Origin of the sequence: Bacillus sp. FSL K6-3459, from assembly GCF_038003305.1 — a bacterium.
Lineage (GTDB): Bacteria > Bacillota > Bacilli > Bacillales > Bacillaceae > Bacillus > Bacillus pumilus_O.
In genome coordinates this window covers 1,496,045-1,513,350 of the sequence record NZ_JBBOOW010000001.1, presented here as the reverse complement: position 1 = coordinate 1,513,350, position 17,306 = coordinate 1,496,045, and the positions used below count along the sequence as shown (strand labels likewise).

At 43.3% G+C, this 17,306-nt stretch carries 17 protein-coding genes and 1 riboswitch; of the genes, 1 reads left to right on the top strand and 16 read right to left on the bottom strand.

Annotated elements, in window-relative coordinates:
- Positions 1-9: 9 nt before the first annotated feature.
- From priA to MHI35_RS07475, 7 genes are all read right to left on the bottom strand, one after another.
- Positions 10-2,418 (bottom strand): primosomal protein N', encoded by a 2,409-nt coding sequence (priA, locus tag MHI35_RS07505; RefSeq protein ID WP_211063857.1) that lies wholly within the window; start codon positions 2,416-2,418, stop codon positions 10-12.
- On the bottom strand, positions 2,415-3,632 hold the full coding sequence (coaBC, locus tag MHI35_RS07500) for a bifunctional phosphopantothenoylcysteine decarboxylase/phosphopantothenate--cysteine ligase CoaBC (protein ID WP_144521347.1): 1,218 nt from the start codon (positions 3,630-3,632) through the stop codon (positions 2,415-2,417). The genes priA and coaBC overlap by 4 nt, the downstream gene beginning before the upstream one ends.
- Before the next feature lie 117 nt (positions 3,633-3,749).
- Entirely contained in the window at positions 3,750-3,953 is a 204-nt protein-coding gene (gene rpoZ, locus MHI35_RS07495) for a DNA-directed RNA polymerase subunit omega (RefSeq protein WP_003211647.1), read from the bottom strand.
- A 3-nt stretch (positions 3,954-3,956) separates the two neighbouring features.
- Positions 3,957-4,571 carry a guanylate kinase gene (gmk, locus tag MHI35_RS07490; protein WP_003212381.1) on the bottom strand — a complete coding sequence of 205 codons (615 nt, stop codon included), beginning with the start codon at positions 4,569-4,571 and terminating at the stop codon, positions 3,957-3,959.
- Between the two features lie 9 nt (positions 4,572-4,580).
- Positions 4,581-4,850, bottom strand: coding sequence for an extracellular matrix/biofilm regulator RemA (gene remA / locus MHI35_RS07485; RefSeq protein WP_008344898.1), 270 nt, complete (start codon positions 4,848-4,850; stop codon positions 4,581-4,583).
- Positions 4,851-4,926: 76 nt separating this feature from the next.
- The gene (locus tag MHI35_RS07480) at positions 4,927-5,802 is read right to left on the bottom strand and encodes a YicC/YloC family endoribonuclease (protein ID WP_211063858.1); all 876 of its coding nucleotides are present in this window, start codon (positions 5,800-5,802) and stop codon (positions 4,927-4,929) included.
- A gap of 83 nt (positions 5,803-5,885) precedes the next feature.
- Positions 5,886-8,561, bottom strand: a complete 2,676-nt coding sequence (locus MHI35_RS07475; protein WP_144521343.1) for a calcium-translocating P-type ATPase, SERCA-type — start codon at positions 8,559-8,561, stop codon at positions 5,886-5,888.
- Positions 8,562-8,725: 164 nt separating this feature from the next.
- Here MHI35_RS07475 and MHI35_RS07470 point away from each other — a divergent pair, with 164 nt between their 5' ends.
- Positions 8,726-10,435 carry an Rqc2 family fibronectin-binding protein gene (locus MHI35_RS07470; RefSeq protein WP_144521341.1) on the top strand — a complete coding sequence of 570 codons (1,710 nt, stop codon included), beginning with the start codon at positions 8,726-8,728 and terminating at the stop codon, positions 10,433-10,435.
- A 30-nt stretch (positions 10,436-10,465) separates the two neighbouring features.
- Here MHI35_RS07470 and MHI35_RS07465 read toward each other — a convergent pair whose 3' ends face one another.
- The 9 genes from MHI35_RS07465 to pyrE all read right to left on the bottom strand — a co-directional run bounded on the left by MHI35_RS07465 (position 10,466) and on the right by pyrE (position 17,303).
- Positions 10,466-10,969 (bottom strand): precorrin-2 dehydrogenase/sirohydrochlorin ferrochelatase family protein, encoded by a 504-nt coding sequence (locus tag MHI35_RS07465; RefSeq protein ID WP_144521339.1) that lies wholly within the window; start codon positions 10,967-10,969, stop codon positions 10,466-10,468.
- Complete coding sequence (locus tag MHI35_RS07460) at positions 10,950-11,735, bottom strand: sirohydrochlorin chelatase (protein WP_335349121.1); 786 nt, start codon at positions 11,733-11,735, stop codon at positions 10,950-10,952. Before MHI35_RS07460 ends, MHI35_RS07465 begins: the two co-directional genes overlap by 20 nt.
- Positions 11,736-11,811: 76 nt before the next feature.
- Entirely contained in the window at positions 11,812-12,567 is a 756-nt protein-coding gene (cobA, locus tag MHI35_RS07455; protein ID WP_180309032.1) for a uroporphyrinogen-III C-methyltransferase, read from the bottom strand.
- 29 nt (positions 12,568-12,596) lie between these two features.
- Entirely contained in the window at positions 12,597-13,190 is a 594-nt protein-coding gene (cysC, locus tag MHI35_RS07450; protein ID WP_119124825.1) for an adenylyl-sulfate kinase, read from the bottom strand.
- Between the two features lie 14 nt (positions 13,191-13,204).
- Positions 13,205-14,341: a sulfate adenylyltransferase gene (gene sat / locus MHI35_RS07445; RefSeq protein WP_144521331.1), complete on the bottom strand. Its 1,137-nt coding sequence runs from the start codon at positions 14,339-14,341 to the stop codon at positions 13,205-13,207.
- Between the two features lie 57 nt (positions 14,342-14,398).
- Positions 14,399-15,463 (bottom strand): inorganic phosphate transporter, encoded by a 1,065-nt coding sequence (locus MHI35_RS07440; protein ID WP_144521329.1) that lies wholly within the window; start codon positions 15,461-15,463, stop codon positions 14,399-14,401.
- A gap of 13 nt (positions 15,464-15,476) precedes the next feature.
- Complete coding sequence (locus tag MHI35_RS07435) at positions 15,477-16,178, bottom strand: phosphoadenylyl-sulfate reductase (RefSeq protein WP_144521327.1); 702 nt, start codon at positions 16,176-16,178, stop codon at positions 15,477-15,479.
- A 45-nt stretch (positions 16,179-16,223) separates the two neighbouring features.
- The gene (locus MHI35_RS07430) at positions 16,224-16,304 is read right to left on the bottom strand and encodes a DUF2292 domain-containing protein (protein ID WP_249407424.1); all 81 of its coding nucleotides are present in this window, start codon (positions 16,302-16,304) and stop codon (positions 16,224-16,226) included.
- Positions 16,305-16,422: 118 nt separating this feature from the next.
- Positions 16,423-16,525, bottom strand: a riboswitch (SAM riboswitch).
- A gap of 139 nt (positions 16,526-16,664) precedes the next feature.
- Positions 16,665-17,303, bottom strand: coding sequence for an orotate phosphoribosyltransferase (gene pyrE, locus MHI35_RS07425; protein WP_144521325.1), 639 nt, complete (start codon positions 17,301-17,303; stop codon positions 16,665-16,667).
- Positions 17,304-17,306: the final 3 nt, after the last annotated feature.

The window sequence follows — 17,306 nt, the reverse complement described above, 5'->3', positions numbered from 1 at the left end:
CCCTCCGTTTTACATCATCATATATGGATTCATATCTATTGAAATCATCAATTGTTTTTGTTCCATTTCCTTTTGATAATGATCTTGTATTTTCCGTAGTAAACTTGCCAGTTCATTTTCCCTTTTGTATTTTATCACGCATTGATATCGATATCTATCTTTGATCTTAGCGATTGGTGATGCAGCAGGACCGAGGATTCTTGTATTCGGTGCACAGTTCATTTTTAGGAACTGAACAATTTGATCCGTGACATGCGCTGCCTTCGTCACTTCCTCATGCGATACAGTCACCATCGCCAAAAAGTAATACGGCGGATAAGACTGGTGGCGGCGATGCAGCATCTCCTGTTCATAAAAGGCTTCGTAGTCATGCTGCTTCGTTAATTCAATACTATAGTGAGAAGGCGTATACGATTGAATGATAACAGAGCCCGCTTTTTCATGTCGTCCTGCCCTGCCGCTGACCTGCGTGAGCAGCTGGAATGTTTTTTCACTTGAACGGAAATCAGGAATATGAAGAGACGTATCCGCACTTAGAACTCCAACAAGTGTGACATCTGGGAAATCTAACCCTTTTGCAATCATCTGCGTTCCGAGCAAGATGTCCGCTTCTTTATTCCCAAAAGATGTAAGGAGTTTTTCATGAGCACCTTTACGAGACGTTGTATCCACATCCATTCGAATGACTCTTGCCTCTGGCAGTACTTTTGTCAGCTCTTCTTCTACACGCTGCGTACCCGTTCCAAAATAGCGAATATGCTCACTATGGCATTCTGGACATTCAGCTGGCACCGGTGCTTCGTGACCACAATAATGGCATTTCAGCCGTTTTTGATAGCGGTGATAGGTGAGAGAAATTTCGCAATGGGGGCATTGCTCCACATATCCGCAATCACGGCACATCACAAAGGATGAATAACCCCTTTTATTCAGAAATAAGACGGCTTGTTCTTTTCTTTCAAGCACTCCCTTTAATCTGAGCATTAATTCTTCTGAAAACATAGACCTGTTACCATTTCTCAATTCTTCTCTCATATCAATTAACGAGACGTGCGGCAGCTTTTGCTGGTTCACTCGGTGCTTAAGCGTCAGCAATGTAAACACGCCTTTTTGGGCACGCGCGTATGTTTCAAGTGAAGGGGTTGCACTGCCTAAAACGACTGGACATCGATGTCTTTTGGCTCGTTCAATGGCGACGTCCTTGGCATGATAACGAGGCATTTCCTCTTGTTTATAAGAAGATTCATGCTCTTCATCTATGATAATCATGCCTAGATTTTCAAATGGTGCGAAAACTGCCGATCTCGCGCCTACAACAAGCTTGACTTCTTTGCGGTGGATTTTCCGCCATTCATCATATTTTTCTCCTGTCGATAAGCCGCTGTGAAGGACAGCCACATTTGAACCGAACCGTTCTTTAAACCGCTGAACCATTTGAGGGGTTAACGAGATTTCTGGAACAAGGACGATCGCTTCTTTGCCTTTTTGAAGGGCATGATCAATCGTCTGCAAGTATATTTCCGTTTTACCGCTTCCTGTTACCCCGTGCAGCAGAAAGGTTTCATGATGGTCGTCACTGACGGCTTGATGAATATGTTTTGCCGCTTCTGCTTGTTCTGGCATGAGGTCTAGTGAGGCAGAAGGTGTAAACGCCCGGTCACGATAAGGATCCCGGTAGACCTCTTCATAGCTTTCTGTTAGCAGTCCTTCTTGAATCAAGGTTTTAAGCGTTTGAGAACTCGCGCCTGTTTGTTGCTGCAAGTCTTTCGCTAAAAAGGTCGTCTCACTCGCTTGAAGCAAAAAGGAGAGCAGTGCCTTTTGTTTCACCGCATTTTTCTTCAGCTGCTGCTGCTTTTCTTCAAGCTTATCTTTCGAAGCAGCTAGTTGGAGCGTGCGCACTTTTTTCTTTCCAGATTTTTGCGAGACGTGATACCTTACCTCTAGATGACCTTTTTGGACATGCTTTTGAATCTGTTTTAGTTGTTCGGCTGGGATGTCAGCGTAAAGAATGCTATCTCGCTGACCGAAAAGCTCTTTCAATGACTGCGGAAGTTCTTCATCTGACAGCACTTGAATTTCTTTTTCATACTTCGCCTTCATGGCTGCAGGCAACATCGATTGAAGTGCCGTAATGTGATAGGACAATGTTTTTTCCGTCAGCCAGTGGGAAAGCTCCAATAGCTCATCTGTCAGAACAGGTGATAAATCAAATAAATCGACAATGTCCTTTATACTTCCTGTTTTTACATCTGTTTCTTCTTTGACTTTTGTCACAAATCCTTGAATCTTCCTCGGGCCAAAGGGAACGACCACCCTCATTCCCGCTTTGACGAGATCTTTGAATCGATCTGGTACACGGTAATCGAATGGCCGGTCAATGGCTTTCGTTGTGACATCTACGATGACTTCAGCAATCATGCTCGATCACGCTCTTTTGGCAACAGCTGTTTTGCCTCCTTTAAGATTTCAAAAGCGAGGTCTTTTTTGCTCATCATTGGCAGTTCTTTTGTTGTACCGTCTGCTTTGATGATGGCTGCTATATTTGTGTCTGTCGCAAATCCTGCACCTTCTTTTGTGACGTTGTTGGCCACAATCATATCTAAATGCTTGGATTCGATTTTCTTTTTCGCATAATATTCTACATCCTGCGTTTCAGCTGCAAAACCGACAAGCACTTGATGCTCTTTTCTTTTCCCCAGCTCTTTTAAAATATCTTTAGTCCGGGTGAATTCAATCTCTAAGGCGCCGTCCTGTTTTTTCATTTTATGAGGATATGAGGTCACGGGGGTATAATCAGCCACTGCAGCTGATTTAATGACAAGGTCCGCTTCCTCGTACACAGCTAATGCGGCTTGATACATGTCCTCTGCCGATTCAACGTGCACCACATGTACATGATCAGGTGCTGTTAAAGAAACAGGTCCTGAAATGAGTGTGACATCTGCCCCCATCTGCTGCGCAGCCTCTGCAATCGCATAGCCCATTTTTCCTGACGATCGATTTGTAAAGAAACGCACAGGATCGATGACTTCTCTAGTAGGACCTGCTGTCACCACGACTTTTTTACCTGAAAGTGGTAAGCTTTTTGGTTCTTCAAAAAATGCACGGATGTGCTCTACGATTTTTTCAGGCTCCTCTAATCGCCCTTTTCCAATGTAGCCACACGCTAAATAACCTTCGCTCGGCTCAATAAACCGGTAGCCATCCTCATATAATGTGCGAATGTTCCGCTTCACAGCTGGGTGATCATACATATGCACATTCATAGCTGGTGCGATCCATACAGGAGCGGTTGAAGCAAGTAAGGTCGTCGTGAGCATATCATCTGCAAGCCCTGCCGCCATTTTACCAATCGTATGTGCTGTTGCAGGGGCAACTAGAATGAGATCGGCCCAGTCAGCTACATCAATATGCGCTATGACCTTTGGATTGTTTTCTTTAAATGTATCCACATACACCTCATGTCGAGACAGAGCTTGGAAGGTAAGCGGAGACACAAACTCACGAGCAGATTCCGTCATAATGACTCTTACATTTGCGCCCGCCTGTACGAGTTTACTAGTAAGTGCAGCTGCTTTATATACGGCGATTCCTCCGCTGACGCCGAGCAAAATATTTTTTGACTGTAACATTAGTTTGTCCCCCTTAACGGCCTTTTTCACAAATTCGTCTACAATTCAAAAAAGTCAAAACCAATCATAGTTTTGACTTTTTTGAACGTATCGTATCTGCATAGCAGAAGCGATGTGTTATTCTTGATCCTCTTTTTCAAATGTCAAAAGACCGGCATCGATTTCTTCAAGTGCTTTGCCTACAAATTTGTAAGACTTCGTATTTTCGATTTGCTGATCTTGGTGGATCTGCATTTCACGTGCACGGCGTGCAGATACTGTTACAAGTGTATATTTTGAATCAAGTTTGTTCATCAATGAGTCAATTGAAGGATCTAACATGGTTTATTCTACCCCCAGCATTTTTTTATATCTCGGTGCGACTCTGTCTCTGCGCAAGTGTTCTGCAAGAACGATCGCTTTGATTCTTTCACAAGCAAGCTCGACATCATCGTTTTCGACGACATAGTCGTAAGCATCCATCATTTCAATTTCTTCTTTTGCAGCAGCCATTCGATTTCGAATGAGCTCCTCAGACTCTGTACCACGTGTAATGATGCGGTTCTGAAGTTCTGAAAGACTAGGCGGTGCAAGGAAAATAAAAAGACCTTCTGGGAATGCTTCTCTTACTTGAAGTGCACCTTGCACTTCGATTTCAAGGAAAACATCTTTTCCTTCGCTTAATGTCTGTTCTACATAGTCAACAGGTGTGCCGTAGTAATTCCCGACATACTCTGCCCATTCTAACAGCTTTTTGTTTTCAATCATATGTTCAAATTCTTCCCTGGATTTAAAGAAATAATCGACACCATTTCTTTCACCTTCACGCGGTTTACGTGTTGTCACAGAAATTGAGTATTCAAATTTCGTATCTTCCTGGGAGAAAATGGCCTGTCTGACCGTTCCTTTTCCAACTCCCGAAGGTCCAGAGAGAACGATTAAAAGTCCTCTTTCTTTCATAATGGCGTATTACCCCTGCCCTTCATCTATGATTTCTTCTTTTACAGAAAGTCTTTGCGCGACAGTCTCAGGCTGAACGGCAGATAAGATGACATGGTCACTGTCCATAATGACAACAGCACGGGTTCTTCTTCCGTATGTAGCATCTATGAGCATGCCTCGATCTCTTGCGTCTTGTATCATTCGTTTAATCGGTGCTGATTCCGGACTGACGATCGAAATCATCCGATTCGCTGAAATGATGTTTCCAAATCCGATATTGATCAACTTTATGGTCATCTTCTAACGTCCCCCTGTATTATAAACGTCTCTAGTCTCGCCGAAAGAGACGTACTGTAAACAGCATACACAATGACTATTCTATATTTTGCACTTGTTCTTTTATTTTTTCAATAGCACTTTTCATTTCAACCACGAGCTTAGTTAAATGATGGTGGTTCGCTTTTGAACCAATGGTGTTCACTTCACGGTTGAGCTCCTGTACAAGAAAATCAAGTTTTCTGCCAGCAGCACCGCCTTGCATCAAGATTTGTTGGAATTGCTGAAAGTGGCTTTTCAATCTCGTGATCTCTTCTGTGATGTCACAGCGGTCAGCAAAGATCGCAGCTTCTGTTGTCAATCTGCTTTCGTCAAGCGCCTCTCCAACCCACTCTTGCAAACGCTGATTGAGCCTGTCTTTATACTGACTCACAACCTCTGGGGCAAAGACTTTGATCTCTTCTGTATAGGCCTCTAATTCAGAAAGCCTCAGCTCACAGTCTTTTTGAAGTGATGTTCCCTCCTGCTCTCTCATGGAGCAAAGCTCCTTGACAGCCGTTTCACAAGCTTCCATCAGCAATTGCTCTAATGGCTCATTTCGGCTGGCGGATTCTTCTACTTGAACGGCATGCTCTAGCCCAAGTAAGTCATGTGCATGCTGAATGCCTGAAATATGATAGCGCTTCTCCAGATCTTTTGCGGCTTTCATGTATTCATCAAGCAGCGGCCAGTCGATCTGCAAGGACCGGCTTGCTAGTTTACCGCCTTCAATCGTAACAAACAGCTCAATTCTACCGCGCTGCACGTGACGAAGAATAATTTTTTTTAATGTGTCTTCGAAATATAAAAGCGGCCTCGGCAAACGGGCATGAACCTCTTTAAAACGGTGATTGACCGATTTTAGCTCAACTGACACTGTCAGTTCTCCATCCGTTTTACTCGCTTGACCGAATCCCGTCATACTGCGTATCATGTCAAAACACCCAATTCTTTCATATTAATAAAATGAAAAAGGTAATAGCAGACACTATTACCTCAAAATTATACCATAACGAATTATTTTTTTCTTGTCAAAAGTGATCCTGCCAGTAAAAAAGTTGGCAACGCAGACATACCGATGATCAATAGCCAATCAATTGGTGCAATCGCCACCGTTTTGAAAATCGGCTGTAGCGGTGGATAATAAATGACCACAAACATCAGTAAAAGTGATGACAAAACCGCACCGATTAAGTAGAGATTCCCGAATGGATTCCGCTCAAAGATGGATCGTTCACTGCGGCAGTCAAATACATGAATGAGCTGCGCCAATACAAGCGTACTAAATGCAACAGTCTGCGCATATGGCAGATTGTTTGGATCACGGTGATACACAAACATAAATGCTAAAAGGGTCGCAAGTCCAATGAGAAACCCTCTTGATACAACCTTCCAACCGAGTCCTCTAGCAAAAATCCCCTCTTTCATATTCCTCGGCTTCCTTTTCATGACATCGCCTTCTGGCTTATCCATGCCAAGCGCCATCGCCGGGAGACCATCTGTGACGAGGTTGACCCATAAAATTTGAATAGGAACGAGAGGAAGCGGAAGCGCTAGAAGCATCGCAAACAGCATAACCAAAATTTCCCCCACATTTGATGCGAGCAAATAACGAACAAACTTACGGATGTTTTCATAAATATTTCGGCCTTCTTTAATGGCCGATTTAATGGTCGCAAAGTTGTCATCAAGTAAAATAAGAGAGGACGCTTCCTTGGCTACGTCTGTTCCAGTGATGCCCATAGAGATACCAATATCTGCTTGCTTAATTGCAGGCGCATCATTGACCCCGTCACCTGTCATCGCTACAATATGTCCATTTTTTTGATAGGCCTTCACAATTCTCAGCTTATGTTCCGGTGATACCCGTGCAAAGACGTATACATTTTCAGCCGTTTGCTCAAGCTCTTTGTCACTCATCTGATCCAGCGCTTTTCCGTCGAGCACCTTTCCTTGCTTTGGTAAAAGGCTCAAGTCTTTCGCAATCGCTTTGGCTGTTTCCACGTGATCTCCTGTAATCATGACTGTTTTTATGCCCGCATCCCTGCACTCTTTAATCGCTCGTCTCACTTCAGGACGAGGGGGATCGATCATGCCTTCTAGCCCGATAAATGTTAAATCAGTTTCAGCCTGCTGAACAGAGGTGATTGTTTCAGTCAGACCAACTTTTTTATACGCAATGGCGATCGTTCTGAGCGCTTGTCTTGCTAAGCCTTGAATTGCAGCCTCTGTTTCTTGCCTATGAGTGGTTGAAAATGAAGCTGTACGGCCGCCGTGCATGATATGGCTGGAACGGTTCATTAGGACATCCGGTGCACCTTTTGCAATGACGTACCGCTCTTTTTGATTCGTTTCGACGACGACTGACATCATCTTTCTTTCTGAATCAAAAGGAAACTCTTCTACCACGTGAAATCCAGCTTCGATGAATTGCTCTGTAAAACCCGCTTTACGTGCTGCGGTGAGAAGTGCCCCCTCTGTCGGATCACCATCAAGCCTCATTTCGCCATCTTTTTCAACGATGGTCGAAGTATTACATAGCGCCCCGTATAGTAACACCTTTTGCAAGCTTGGATGTTTGTCTACGTGGACAAGTTCTCCGTTCAAAGTGAAATCACCAGATGGCTCATAGCCCGTACCAGAAATATTCCACGTTTTGCCCTCTGCCCATACATGGGTCACAGTCATTTTATTTTGCGTCATGGTTCCTGTTTTATCTGAGCAAATGATTGACGCGCAGCCAAGAGTCTCCACCGCCGGGAGCTTTCTGACAATCGATTTTTGTTTGATCATCCGCTGCACGCCTAAGGAAAGTGCGACGGTGACAATCGCCGGCAGGCCTTCAGGAATGGCAGCAACCGCAAGCGATACTCCCGCCAGGAACATATGATACAAATCATGTCCTTGCACAACGCCAAGAACGACAACGAGCACCGTTAAAAATAAAGCTGCCACAATGAGGATTTTCCCCAGCTGTTCGAGACGTCTTTGCAGCGGCGTTTCCATATTTCCAGCTGCATCCAGCATGCCGGCAATTTGTCCCATCGCTGTATTCATTCCTGTCCCAATGACAACGCCCACGCCGCTCCCTCTAGTGACAAGCGTCCCCATAAAGGCCATGTTCGTCAAATCGCCAAGCGAGACGTGATTGCTAGAAAGCGGACTTGCGTGTTTGACTGCTGGGATGGATTCGCCAGTGAGAGCAGACTCCTCAATTTCTAAGCTCTTTGTTTCTAGTAATCTAATATCTGCGCCAATCCGGTCTCCACTTGAAAATTTCACAATATCCCCTGGCACGAGATGTTTAGACGGAATCTTGATCCATTCATTATTTCTCCTTGCATACACATGCGGGGTTGATAATTCCTTTAGCGCTTGAAGGGATTTTTCCGCCCGGCGCTCTTGATAAAAGCCGAGCACTCCATTAATGAGAACAATCGCTACAATGGCAACTGCATCAATGTATTCACCTAGAAAAGCAGAAATGATCGTTGCTGCAAGCAAGATTAACACCATAAAATCTTTAAATTGCGCTAAAAAAATGATCAGAGCCGACGCCTTTTTCCCTTCTTGCAATTCATTTGGCCCGTGTTTTTCAAGCCGTTTTTGTACATCTTTTTCTGACAGTCCGTCACCTATCGATGTATTCATTGTTTTTAATAAATCGGTTTGGTTCAGTTCATGCCAATTCATTTGACCTCGTCCACTCCTCTTTTGTTCTCTCTCATATGCAGTGTTCTATAAGCCAGTTTATTCAGACTCGTCCTAAATCATGCTATAATAATAAGACTGCCTAAAGAACGAGAAATTGAAGGTTCTTTCAGTAGATTTGTGTGAAAGAAGAGGGTGTATCCAACATGTCATTTGACGGCATTTTTACATATGGTATGACAAATGAATTGCAAGAGACATTAACTGGCGGTAGAATTTCAAAAATTCATCAGCCATATAAGCACGAGTTGATTTTTCATATCCGGGCAAACGGAAAGAATCATAAGCTCCTTTTATCCGCTCATCCGAGCTACGCCAGAGTACAGCTCACAGAGCAGCAATATGACAATCCAAGCGAACCTCCAATGTTTTGTATGCTCCTTAGAAAACATCTTGAGGGCGGATTCATTGAACGCTTCGAACAAATTGGATTTGACCGAGTGATCGTACTTCATGTACGAAGCCGTAATGAAATTGGCGACGAGCAGACCCGAAAGCTCTACATCGAAATCATGGGAAGACATAGTAATTTGATTCTTGTCGAAGATGATACGCAGCAGATCATTGATGGCCTGAAGCATCTTTCTCCATCTGTAAACAGCTATCGGACAGTGCTTCCTGGTCACAAATACCTTCTGCCGCCTGCTCAGCAAAAATTAAATCCGTTTGCAGTAACGAAGGACGATATTTTAAAGCATTTACGCTTTCAAGAAGGAATGATCGCAAAGCAAATTGTCGATACATTCTCTGGGGTTTCTCCGCTGTTTGCAAAGGAAGCTGTACACAGGGCCGGTCTTGCCAATCAGGAAACAATTCCAAATACACTGCTCAACATGTTCCAGCTTATTCGCATGCATTCCTTTACCCCGCAACTGACAAGAAAAGATGGGAAGGAGTATTTCTATTTATTAGAACTACAGCATGTCGATGGTGAAATGAAAACATTCGACTCTCTCAGCCAGCTGCTTGACCGCTTTTATTTCGGCAAAGCTGAAAGAGACAGAGTGAAACAACAAGCGTCTGACCTTGAACGGTTTGTCGTAAATGAAAAAAAGAAAAATGAAAACAAGCTCAAAAAACTGAACCGAACCCTTGAAGAATCTCAAAATGCCCATAAATATCAGCTCTATGGCGAATTGCTAACAGCCAATTTATATGCCATCAAAAAAGGGGATAAAGAGGCGACTGTCATCAATTATTACGATGAAGATGGCGGAGAGATCACGATTCCGCTCAAAACAAACAAAACCCCTTCTGAAAATGCACAAGCATATTTCACAAAATATCAAAAGGCAAAAAATGCAGTAGAAGCGGTCAATGAACAAATTGAGCGGACGCATGAAGAGATTGCTTATTTTGATGAGTTGATTCAGCAGCTGTCCTCTGCCTCACCGAAGGATTTAGAGGAAATGAGAGAAGAGCTTGTTGAGGGGAAATATTTACGCGCCAAACAAAAGCGTAACGCCAAAAAGAAAAAAACGACGGCGATTCAGCTTGAAACGTATGAATCGTCTCAAGGGATTCCGATCTTAGTCGGAAAAAACAACAAACAAAACGAATATTTAACCACAAAGGCGGCTGCCCGTGACGACATTTGGCTGCACACGAAAGATATTCCTGGATCACACGTCGTCATCCGTCATCAAACGCCTGATGAACAGACGCTGCTTGAAGCGGCTCAAATCGCTGCCTACTTCTCGAAGGCAAAAGAGTCGAGCTCCGTACCTGTCGATTACACAAAAATCCGGCATGTGAAAAAACCAAATGGAGCCAAGCCCGGATTTGTGACATATGATCAACAGCAAACATTGTTTGTCACCCCTGACGAAGATGTGGTTCTAAAGCTGCGACAATAATAAAAGCCGATAAAATCTTTTAAGGAGATTTTATCGGCTTTTTCTTTGTTGTTTTTTTCTTTCGATATAGAGAGCGTCAAGTGCATCTACATCCTCTTGTTCAAGCAATGTCTCAATTTCCGCAGCCAGCTGTTTTGTCCGAGCTGGGCTCGCACCGCTTGTAGAGACTGAAATCGTCACTTTCCCTGCTTTGACCACCTTTGGCACGATCACATTGCCAAGTTCTGATTGGCTCACACAATTCACAAGCTGATGAGGCCTTGCTGTTTGGGCAATCCATTCATTTACCGCCGGATCGTTTGTAGCAGCGACAATGAAAAAAGCATCCTCTAAATCTTCTGCATCCACTTTCTTTTCTTTCCAATTCAGGTTGTATGTATCAACGAGACGTGCCATCTCTTTAGAAATGTCAGGACTCACGATGGTGATATGGCAAGCCTCTATACATAGCGCCTCAGCCCTTCTTGTCGCTATTTTCCCACCGCCGGCAATGAGCACTTGTTGGTTGGTTAAATCAAGATGGACTGGAAGCATGGCTTTCTCCTTGGAATTGAAACTCATCGTCTTTGTTTAAAATGGTTTCTTGCACACGTTCAATATAAGCTGCTTTCACATGCGGATGAAAGCCAATATACCGGCATACCCGGACATCTTTCAGTCTCTCTCTCGCCTGAGCCGCTTCATTTTCAATCTCTTTCATTAAAATACCCGTAAACAACAGATAAGGAACGAGATAAACAGGAACATCATCATCTACTGTTAATTGCGCCAGAACATCTCGGTAATTTGGTTCACATGCTGTAATAAAACATGGCAGGACTTCTGCAAGAGGCAGCAGGCGCCGGACATCGTCCGCAATGCCAAACACATCTCGCTTCACATCTGGATCAGAGCTTCCTCGGCCAATTAAAAGAATTCGTGCTTTCCCGCCTTGATATCCTGCTTCTTCAATTCTTGCAGCAACAGCTTTTGTCACTTCTTGATTGACCCCAATTGGTTTCCCGTATGTGACCTTCACTTGCGGGTATCGTTTTTGTACTTTCTCAATCTCAACTGGAATATCTGATTTAGCATGCATAGCAGTTAAAAGGAGGAGCGGGACAATCGCAATGTGTGTAGCTCCTTTTTTCACACAGGCTTCAAAACCTTCTTCTATAGAAGGGGCTGTCAGTTCTAAAAAACAAATTTCTTGTATATCGGCTTCTACTAATGGCATACAGCTTTTCATAAAAGAAATGGCTTTATCTTGTGCTTCTTTTACCCTGCTTCCATGCCCAACATAAAGGACAGCTTGTTTCATGTGACTCCTCCTCCTTCTTATTTGTTTTGTTCAGACGAAAAGACACGATTAATGACGTGTCTTTTCTTTATCATTCTCAATTCTCAATGAGGGCTGGTTCAAACCAGTTCAGCTTTTGGTGAAAATGAACGACATCCCCAACAACGATTAAACTTGGATGCTCGATACCTTCTTTTTCAACGGTTTCAGACAATGTCGCCACAGTGCAGCAAGTCGTCTTTTGCCTCGTCGTAGTTCCCCAGTGTATAAACGCTGCTGGCGTTTCAGGATCGCGTCCATTTTTTATCAGAAGCTGCTGCACTCTTTCTACGTTTTTGACGCCCATGTAAATCACAAGTGTATCAATCCCCGTAGCCAGCGCTTCCCACTTTTCTTCAAAATGCTCATCTTTTTGATAGTGACCCGTGACAAACGCAACATTCGAACTGAATTCACGGTGGGTCACGGGAATGCCTGCATATGCTGCTGCTGCAATACCAGAGGTAATTCCAGGGACAACCTCATATGAAATTCCATGCTCAGCTAAGCATTCGATTTCTTCACCGCCGCGTCCAAATACAAAGGGATCGCCGCCTTTCAGCCGGACGACAACATTCCCTTCTTTTGCATGGGTGACAAGGGCTTCATTAATGGCTTCCTGTCTCATCGTATGATGATTCGGCAGCTTTCCGCAATAAATTAATTCCGCCTCGGGTTTGGCGTGGGCGAGTATTTCTTGATTGACAAGACGATCATATAATATGACATCTGCCTGCTGTATTGCCTTATGGGCTTTTAATGTAATTAAGTCTGGATCCCCAGGTCCAGCCCCCACAATGTATACTTTCCCCATCGTGCTTTTCTCCCCCTGCCATCAGGCGATTATTTCGCTTTTTCTTTTACATAATCAACAAGACGTTGTTTGGACTCTTCACGCGATAATTCACCTGTATCTAGAACGAGCTCAGGTGCTGCTGGCTCTTCATATGGTGAATCAATTCCGGTAAAAAATGGAATTTCGCCATTTCTAGCTTTTTTATATAATCCCTTTGGGTCACGCTCTTCGCATACATTCAAATCACATTTCACAAACACTTCGTGAAATTCCCCTGCTTCCACTAACTGTCTGACAATGCGGCGGTCTTCTTGAAATGGAGAAATAAAAGCCGTGATGACTATCGTTCCTTGCTCAACAAACAATTTCGCCACTTCTCCGATGCGGCGGATGTTCTCTTTTCTGTCATCATCTGAAAACCCTAAATCTTTATTCAATCCATGCCGCACATTATCGCCATCAAGAACGGTCACTTGATAACCTTGTTCAAACAGCTCTCTAGCCGCTGCATTTGCAATTGTTGATTTACCTGATCCACTTAAACCTGTGAGCCAAATAATGCCGCTTTTATGATTGTTTTTCTGTTGATATTCTTTTTTTGTAATAGATGAATCATGCCACACGATATGTTCGTTGCTCATGTCATACCCTCCCATTAAGATACCGTCGTTTTTAATCCTTCGATTAATGTTTCAATGACTTCTTTTCGGCTGAACGTGCTTGGCGGTAATTCTCCATTTCTCAGCATCGTTCGAACCTTTGTACCTGAAAGAATGACATGCTCGCTTTTATCGTGAGGACATGTTTTTGGTGTTGCCATTGCTTCACATGTATTACAGTAGAAGCTATGTTCAAATTTTAACGGGGTAATGCCAATTTCTTCGCTTGTAAATTGTTCAAAAAGCTCCTGCGCCTCGTATGTGCCGTAATAATCACCAACACCTGCATGATCTCTCCCCACAATAAAGTGAGTACAGCCGTAATTTTTACGAACAAGCGCATGAAAGATTGCTTCCTTTGGTCCAGCATAACGCATTGCTGCAGGAAAAACACCTAAAAAGACGCGATCCTTCGGATAATAACCATTCAATAACACTTGATAGCTTTTCATTCTCACGTCTGCCGGAATATCGTCGGATTTTGTTTCCCCTACAAGTGGATTTAAAAACAAACCATCGACGGTTTCCAGTGCTGTTTTTTGAATATATTCATGGGCACGGTGAACAGGGTTTCTCGTTTGGAAACCCACAATCGTTTTCCAGCCGTTCTCTTTAAAATGCCGTCTTGTTTCTTCTGGCTCATACGTAAATTGAGGGAATGGTTTTTCGCTGCGTTTCGTCAGTGTAATTTTACCACCAATGTACGTGTCACCGCGTTCAAATAATTTTTTCACGCCTGGATGATTGCGGTCATCCGTTTTATACACATTCACCGCTTCTTTTTCCTTATTTGGTGTGTATTGATCCTCTACTTCAATCACGCCATATACAGTTCCTTTATATGATAGACGCACAATATCGCCTTGATGGATTTCTGCTGCTTTTTCCTTCGTCACTGGCAATGTAATAGGAAGAGACCAAACGACACCACTTGCTAGCCGCATACTGCTCACAACCGCTTCATAATCAGCTTTTGTTAAAAACCCTTCAATTGGACTATACCCGCCAATTGCTATGAGTTCAAGGTCTGCAAAAGAGATAGCATCTAGTTCAATTTCCTTCGCAGCCGTGCTGAGATCATACTCTTCATTTACTCGATTAATTAATACGCCACCATGTGGTGTTAAACTCATTTGTTCATCTTCCTCTCAATGTTCATATTTAGTAGATATTAATAGTCGGATTTAAAATTAAATCCCGCCGCCCTGTTCATGAATCGAGCTACTTTCATTTTTTACTGCCTTCATCAGACTTAGCGCACCAAGTGAAGCAAGCAGTACACTCATCATAATAAAGATAGTGTAATAGTCTCCTTTTAAGAAAAGACTCACCAGCAAATACGATAGACTAAGTGATAAAAAGGGAGATACTACCCACACTTTCAGCATTTTTTTCACCACATGTTTATGAAAAATATTAGGTCCGCCTTTTGCCATGCCAAGCCCAATGATAGACGAAGAGGTGATTTGGGTAAGCGGGACTGGTAGCCCAAAAATAGAGCTGACGATGACAAGTCCAGCACCGGTACCAGAAAGCAATATCCCCTCGCCCGTTTGATAGCGGGTAATTTTCTTTCCGTTTGTTTCAAGCACCCTTCTGCCAAGCAAGAGGGCACCAATGGCGACAAAGATTCCGCCGTAAAGTGTTCCTTGCCCAACTGACAAAACGCCTGCGGCAACAAGCGGGCCGACTGCATTTGCCACATTGTTCATGCCTGCTGAAAATGCTTCTAAAAATCCACTAAGGATTAAAACAATGGATAAAATAACTGTTCCTTTTTTAGACAGCTTCCGTTTAGGGAACATTCTGATGATTTTGACTACAACAAAGGTAAAAAGAAAGGCGACAAGCGGAATGATAACCCAAAATGCCACAATGACTAAAATGGATTTCACATACAATACTTTATATGCGACCGCGACACCGACTACAGCTCCTACTGTCACCTCACTCGTTGATAAAGGGATGGCCATCACATTCGCTATAAAAAGTGATAATGCAGCAGAACCTATGATAATACAGACAATTTCAAGTGTAATGACGGATTCAGGCATAATTCCAGAGCTAATCGTTTTGACAACCTCACCACCGCCAATAACTGAACCTGCTAAAATTCCAACTGCACATACACTGAGTGCATAGATCGGTTTTCGAATCGCACCTGATCCGTACGCGATGCCCATTGAAGCAGCTGCACCACTCGCGCCAATGTTTAGAGCGAAAAATAAACTAAATAAAATTGCAGCAATTTCCATACACTATGCTCCCTTACTCATGTAATCCGCACTCAGTCTTAGCTGTGCCTGACCATCTGCCAGACCGCAAATCCTCGGCAGTAAATGCTGGCTGTGTACACGGGGCACAGCCGATACTTGGATATCCCTGATCATGAAGCGGATTATAAGTAAGCTCCTCTCTAGATGCATATCTCCATATGTCCTTCCACGTCCAGTGGATAAGCGGACATACTTTCACTGATTTGAATTTTTCATCCTTATTTAAAAAGTTCGTTCCTGCTCGCTTAGGTGACTGCTCTCTTCTTAAGCCAGAAAGCCATGCCGGGTAGCCTGATAACGCTTCTTGCAAAGGAATGACCTTACGCATATGGCAGCAGCTTTGAGGATCTGTTTTCCATAGTTGATCACCATGCTGATCGTTTTGCTCCTCCACCGTCAGCTCAGGAGTTTTCAGCACAATATCTAAACCTGGGTATCTTTCCTTTACCGCATCAATTGTGTCGTACGTTTCCTTAAAATGCAGACCTGTATCTAAAAAGACTATTCTTGCATCTTTTTTTACTTTCGCAATCAGATCAATGAGGACGATGCCTTCAATACCAAAGCTACATGCATAAACGAGCTGATCACCATAATGACCGTATGCCCATTTCAGAACAGATAAGGCCCCTTTATACAAATCATCTTCTTGAAATGTAATGGACGGCTCCTGCCAATTTTCATAAGTTAACATTGTTTCTCCCCTTCCGGAGTATCACTACTCTCCGCACTACGTCAACTACATTTTTCTGTTTTCTTCCACTTGAATCACTTGACCGTCCTGAACAATCAGTGCAACTAAACTGAATTCATATCCCAATCAGTTTCTGTATAGGCTTCAATTAAGTCTTCATCCTGCTTTTACTTCACTTCCCCCTCACCGTTAAAATAAAAAAACTTCCTTTCAGTCCGAAAGAAAGATGAGGAAGCTCACGATTTCCTTATCTTTCAAAATAGAATCATTTTGCAGGAAGTAGCACCTTGCAAATCGCAGGTTGCCGGGCTTCATCGGGCCAGTCCCTCCACCTCTCTGGATAAGTGTTTTAATTTGTCTTAAATATTAACACAATTCAAACAAAAGTCAACCCGACTTTATTGATAGGATTAGTTTTTATTTAGATTTGAGTCTATTTTACTATTTTTAACCAAATGAAAAAGCTGTGCGGTTGCGCACAGCTTTTTAAACGGTTTCTTCCATCCAAGATTCAGAGGAAGGATCTTGTCTCCAGCGTTTCAATTTATTCATAGCAGAAGGCTCGATTGCTTTCAGCTCAAGAGCCACGTCTGTCAGTGTGTCATAGTCTGTTAGAGTGACATATGGAATGTTTTTCTCTTGGAATGCTGCCGTAGCTTTTGGCAGACCGTATGTGAAGATCGCGGCAACGCCTAATACATCACAGCCCGCTTCTTGAAGAGCAGCGACTACTTCAAGCACACTGCCCCCTGTTGAAATTAGATCTTCTACGACGACTACCTTTTGGCCTTTTGATACGGCACCTTCAATTTGATTCCCTTTTCCATGTGCTTTTGGCTTGCTTCTGACATAACACATCGGGGCGTTTAGACGGTCTGCCGCTAATGCCGCATGCGGGATGCCTGCTGTTGCAGTACCAGCAATTACCTCTGCCCCCTCAAAATGAGTGAGAATCAACTCTTTCAGACCTTCAGCAATGTCGTGTCTGACGTCTGGATAGGACAAGGTAAGACGGTTGTCACAATAGATCGGTGATTTGATACCGCTTGCCCATGTAAACGGTTCGTCTGGTTTCAATGAGACCGCTTTGATTTGTAATAGGTGTTTAGCGATTTTCGTTTTCATCTG

Coding starts and splice junctions, on each gene's coding strand:
- cobA (WP_180309032.1), bottom strand. CDS start 12,567: ATGGGGAAAGTATACATTGTGGGGGCTGGACCTGGGGATCCAGACTTA.
- MHI35_RS07465 (WP_144521339.1), bottom strand. CDS start 10,969: ATGCTTCCAGTCCATCTTGATTTAACCAACCAACAAGTGCTCATTGCC.
- MHI35_RS07440 (WP_144521329.1), bottom strand. CDS start 15,463: ATGGAAATTGCTGCAATTTTATTTAGTTTATTTTTCGCTCTAAACATT.
- MHI35_RS07480 (WP_211063858.1), bottom strand. CDS start 5,802: ATGATACGCAGTATGACGGGATTCGGTCAAGCGAGTAAAACGGATGGA.
- gmk (WP_003212381.1), bottom strand. CDS start 4,571: ATGAAAGAAAGAGGACTTTTAATCGTTCTCTCTGGACCTTCGGGAGTT.
- MHI35_RS07435 (WP_144521327.1), bottom strand. CDS start 16,178: ATGTTAACTTATGAAAATTGGCAGGAGCCGTCCATTACATTTCAAGAA.
- priA (WP_211063857.1), bottom strand. CDS start 2,418: ATGATTGCTGAAGTCATCGTAGATGTCACAACGAAAGCCATTGACCGG.
- MHI35_RS07475 (WP_144521343.1), bottom strand. CDS start 8,561: ATGAATTGGCATGAACTGAACCAAACCGATTTATTAAAAACAATGAAT.
- MHI35_RS07460 (WP_335349121.1), bottom strand. CDS start 11,735: ATGAAACAAGCTGTCCTTTATGTTGGGCATGGAAGCAGGGTAAAAGAA.
- sat (WP_144521331.1), bottom strand. CDS start 14,341: ATGAGTTTAACACCACATGGTGGCGTATTAATTAATCGAGTAAATGAA.
- rpoZ (WP_003211647.1), bottom strand. CDS start 3,953: ATGTTAGATCCTTCAATTGACTCATTGATGAACAAACTTGATTCAAAA.
- pyrE (WP_144521325.1), bottom strand. CDS start 17,303: ATGAAAACGAAAATCGCTAAACACCTATTACAAATCAAAGCGGTCTCA.
- remA (WP_008344898.1), bottom strand. CDS start 4,850: ATGACCATAAAGTTGATCAATATCGGATTTGGAAACATCATTTCAGCG.
- coaBC (WP_144521347.1), bottom strand. CDS start 3,632: ATGTTACAGTCAAAAAATATTTTGCTCGGCGTCAGCGGAGGAATCGCC.
- MHI35_RS07470 (WP_144521341.1), top strand. CDS start 8,726: ATGTCATTTGACGGCATTTTTACATATGGTATGACAAATGAATTGCAA.
- cysC (WP_119124825.1), bottom strand. CDS start 13,190: ATGAGCAACGAACATATCGTGTGGCATGATTCATCTATTACAAAAAAA.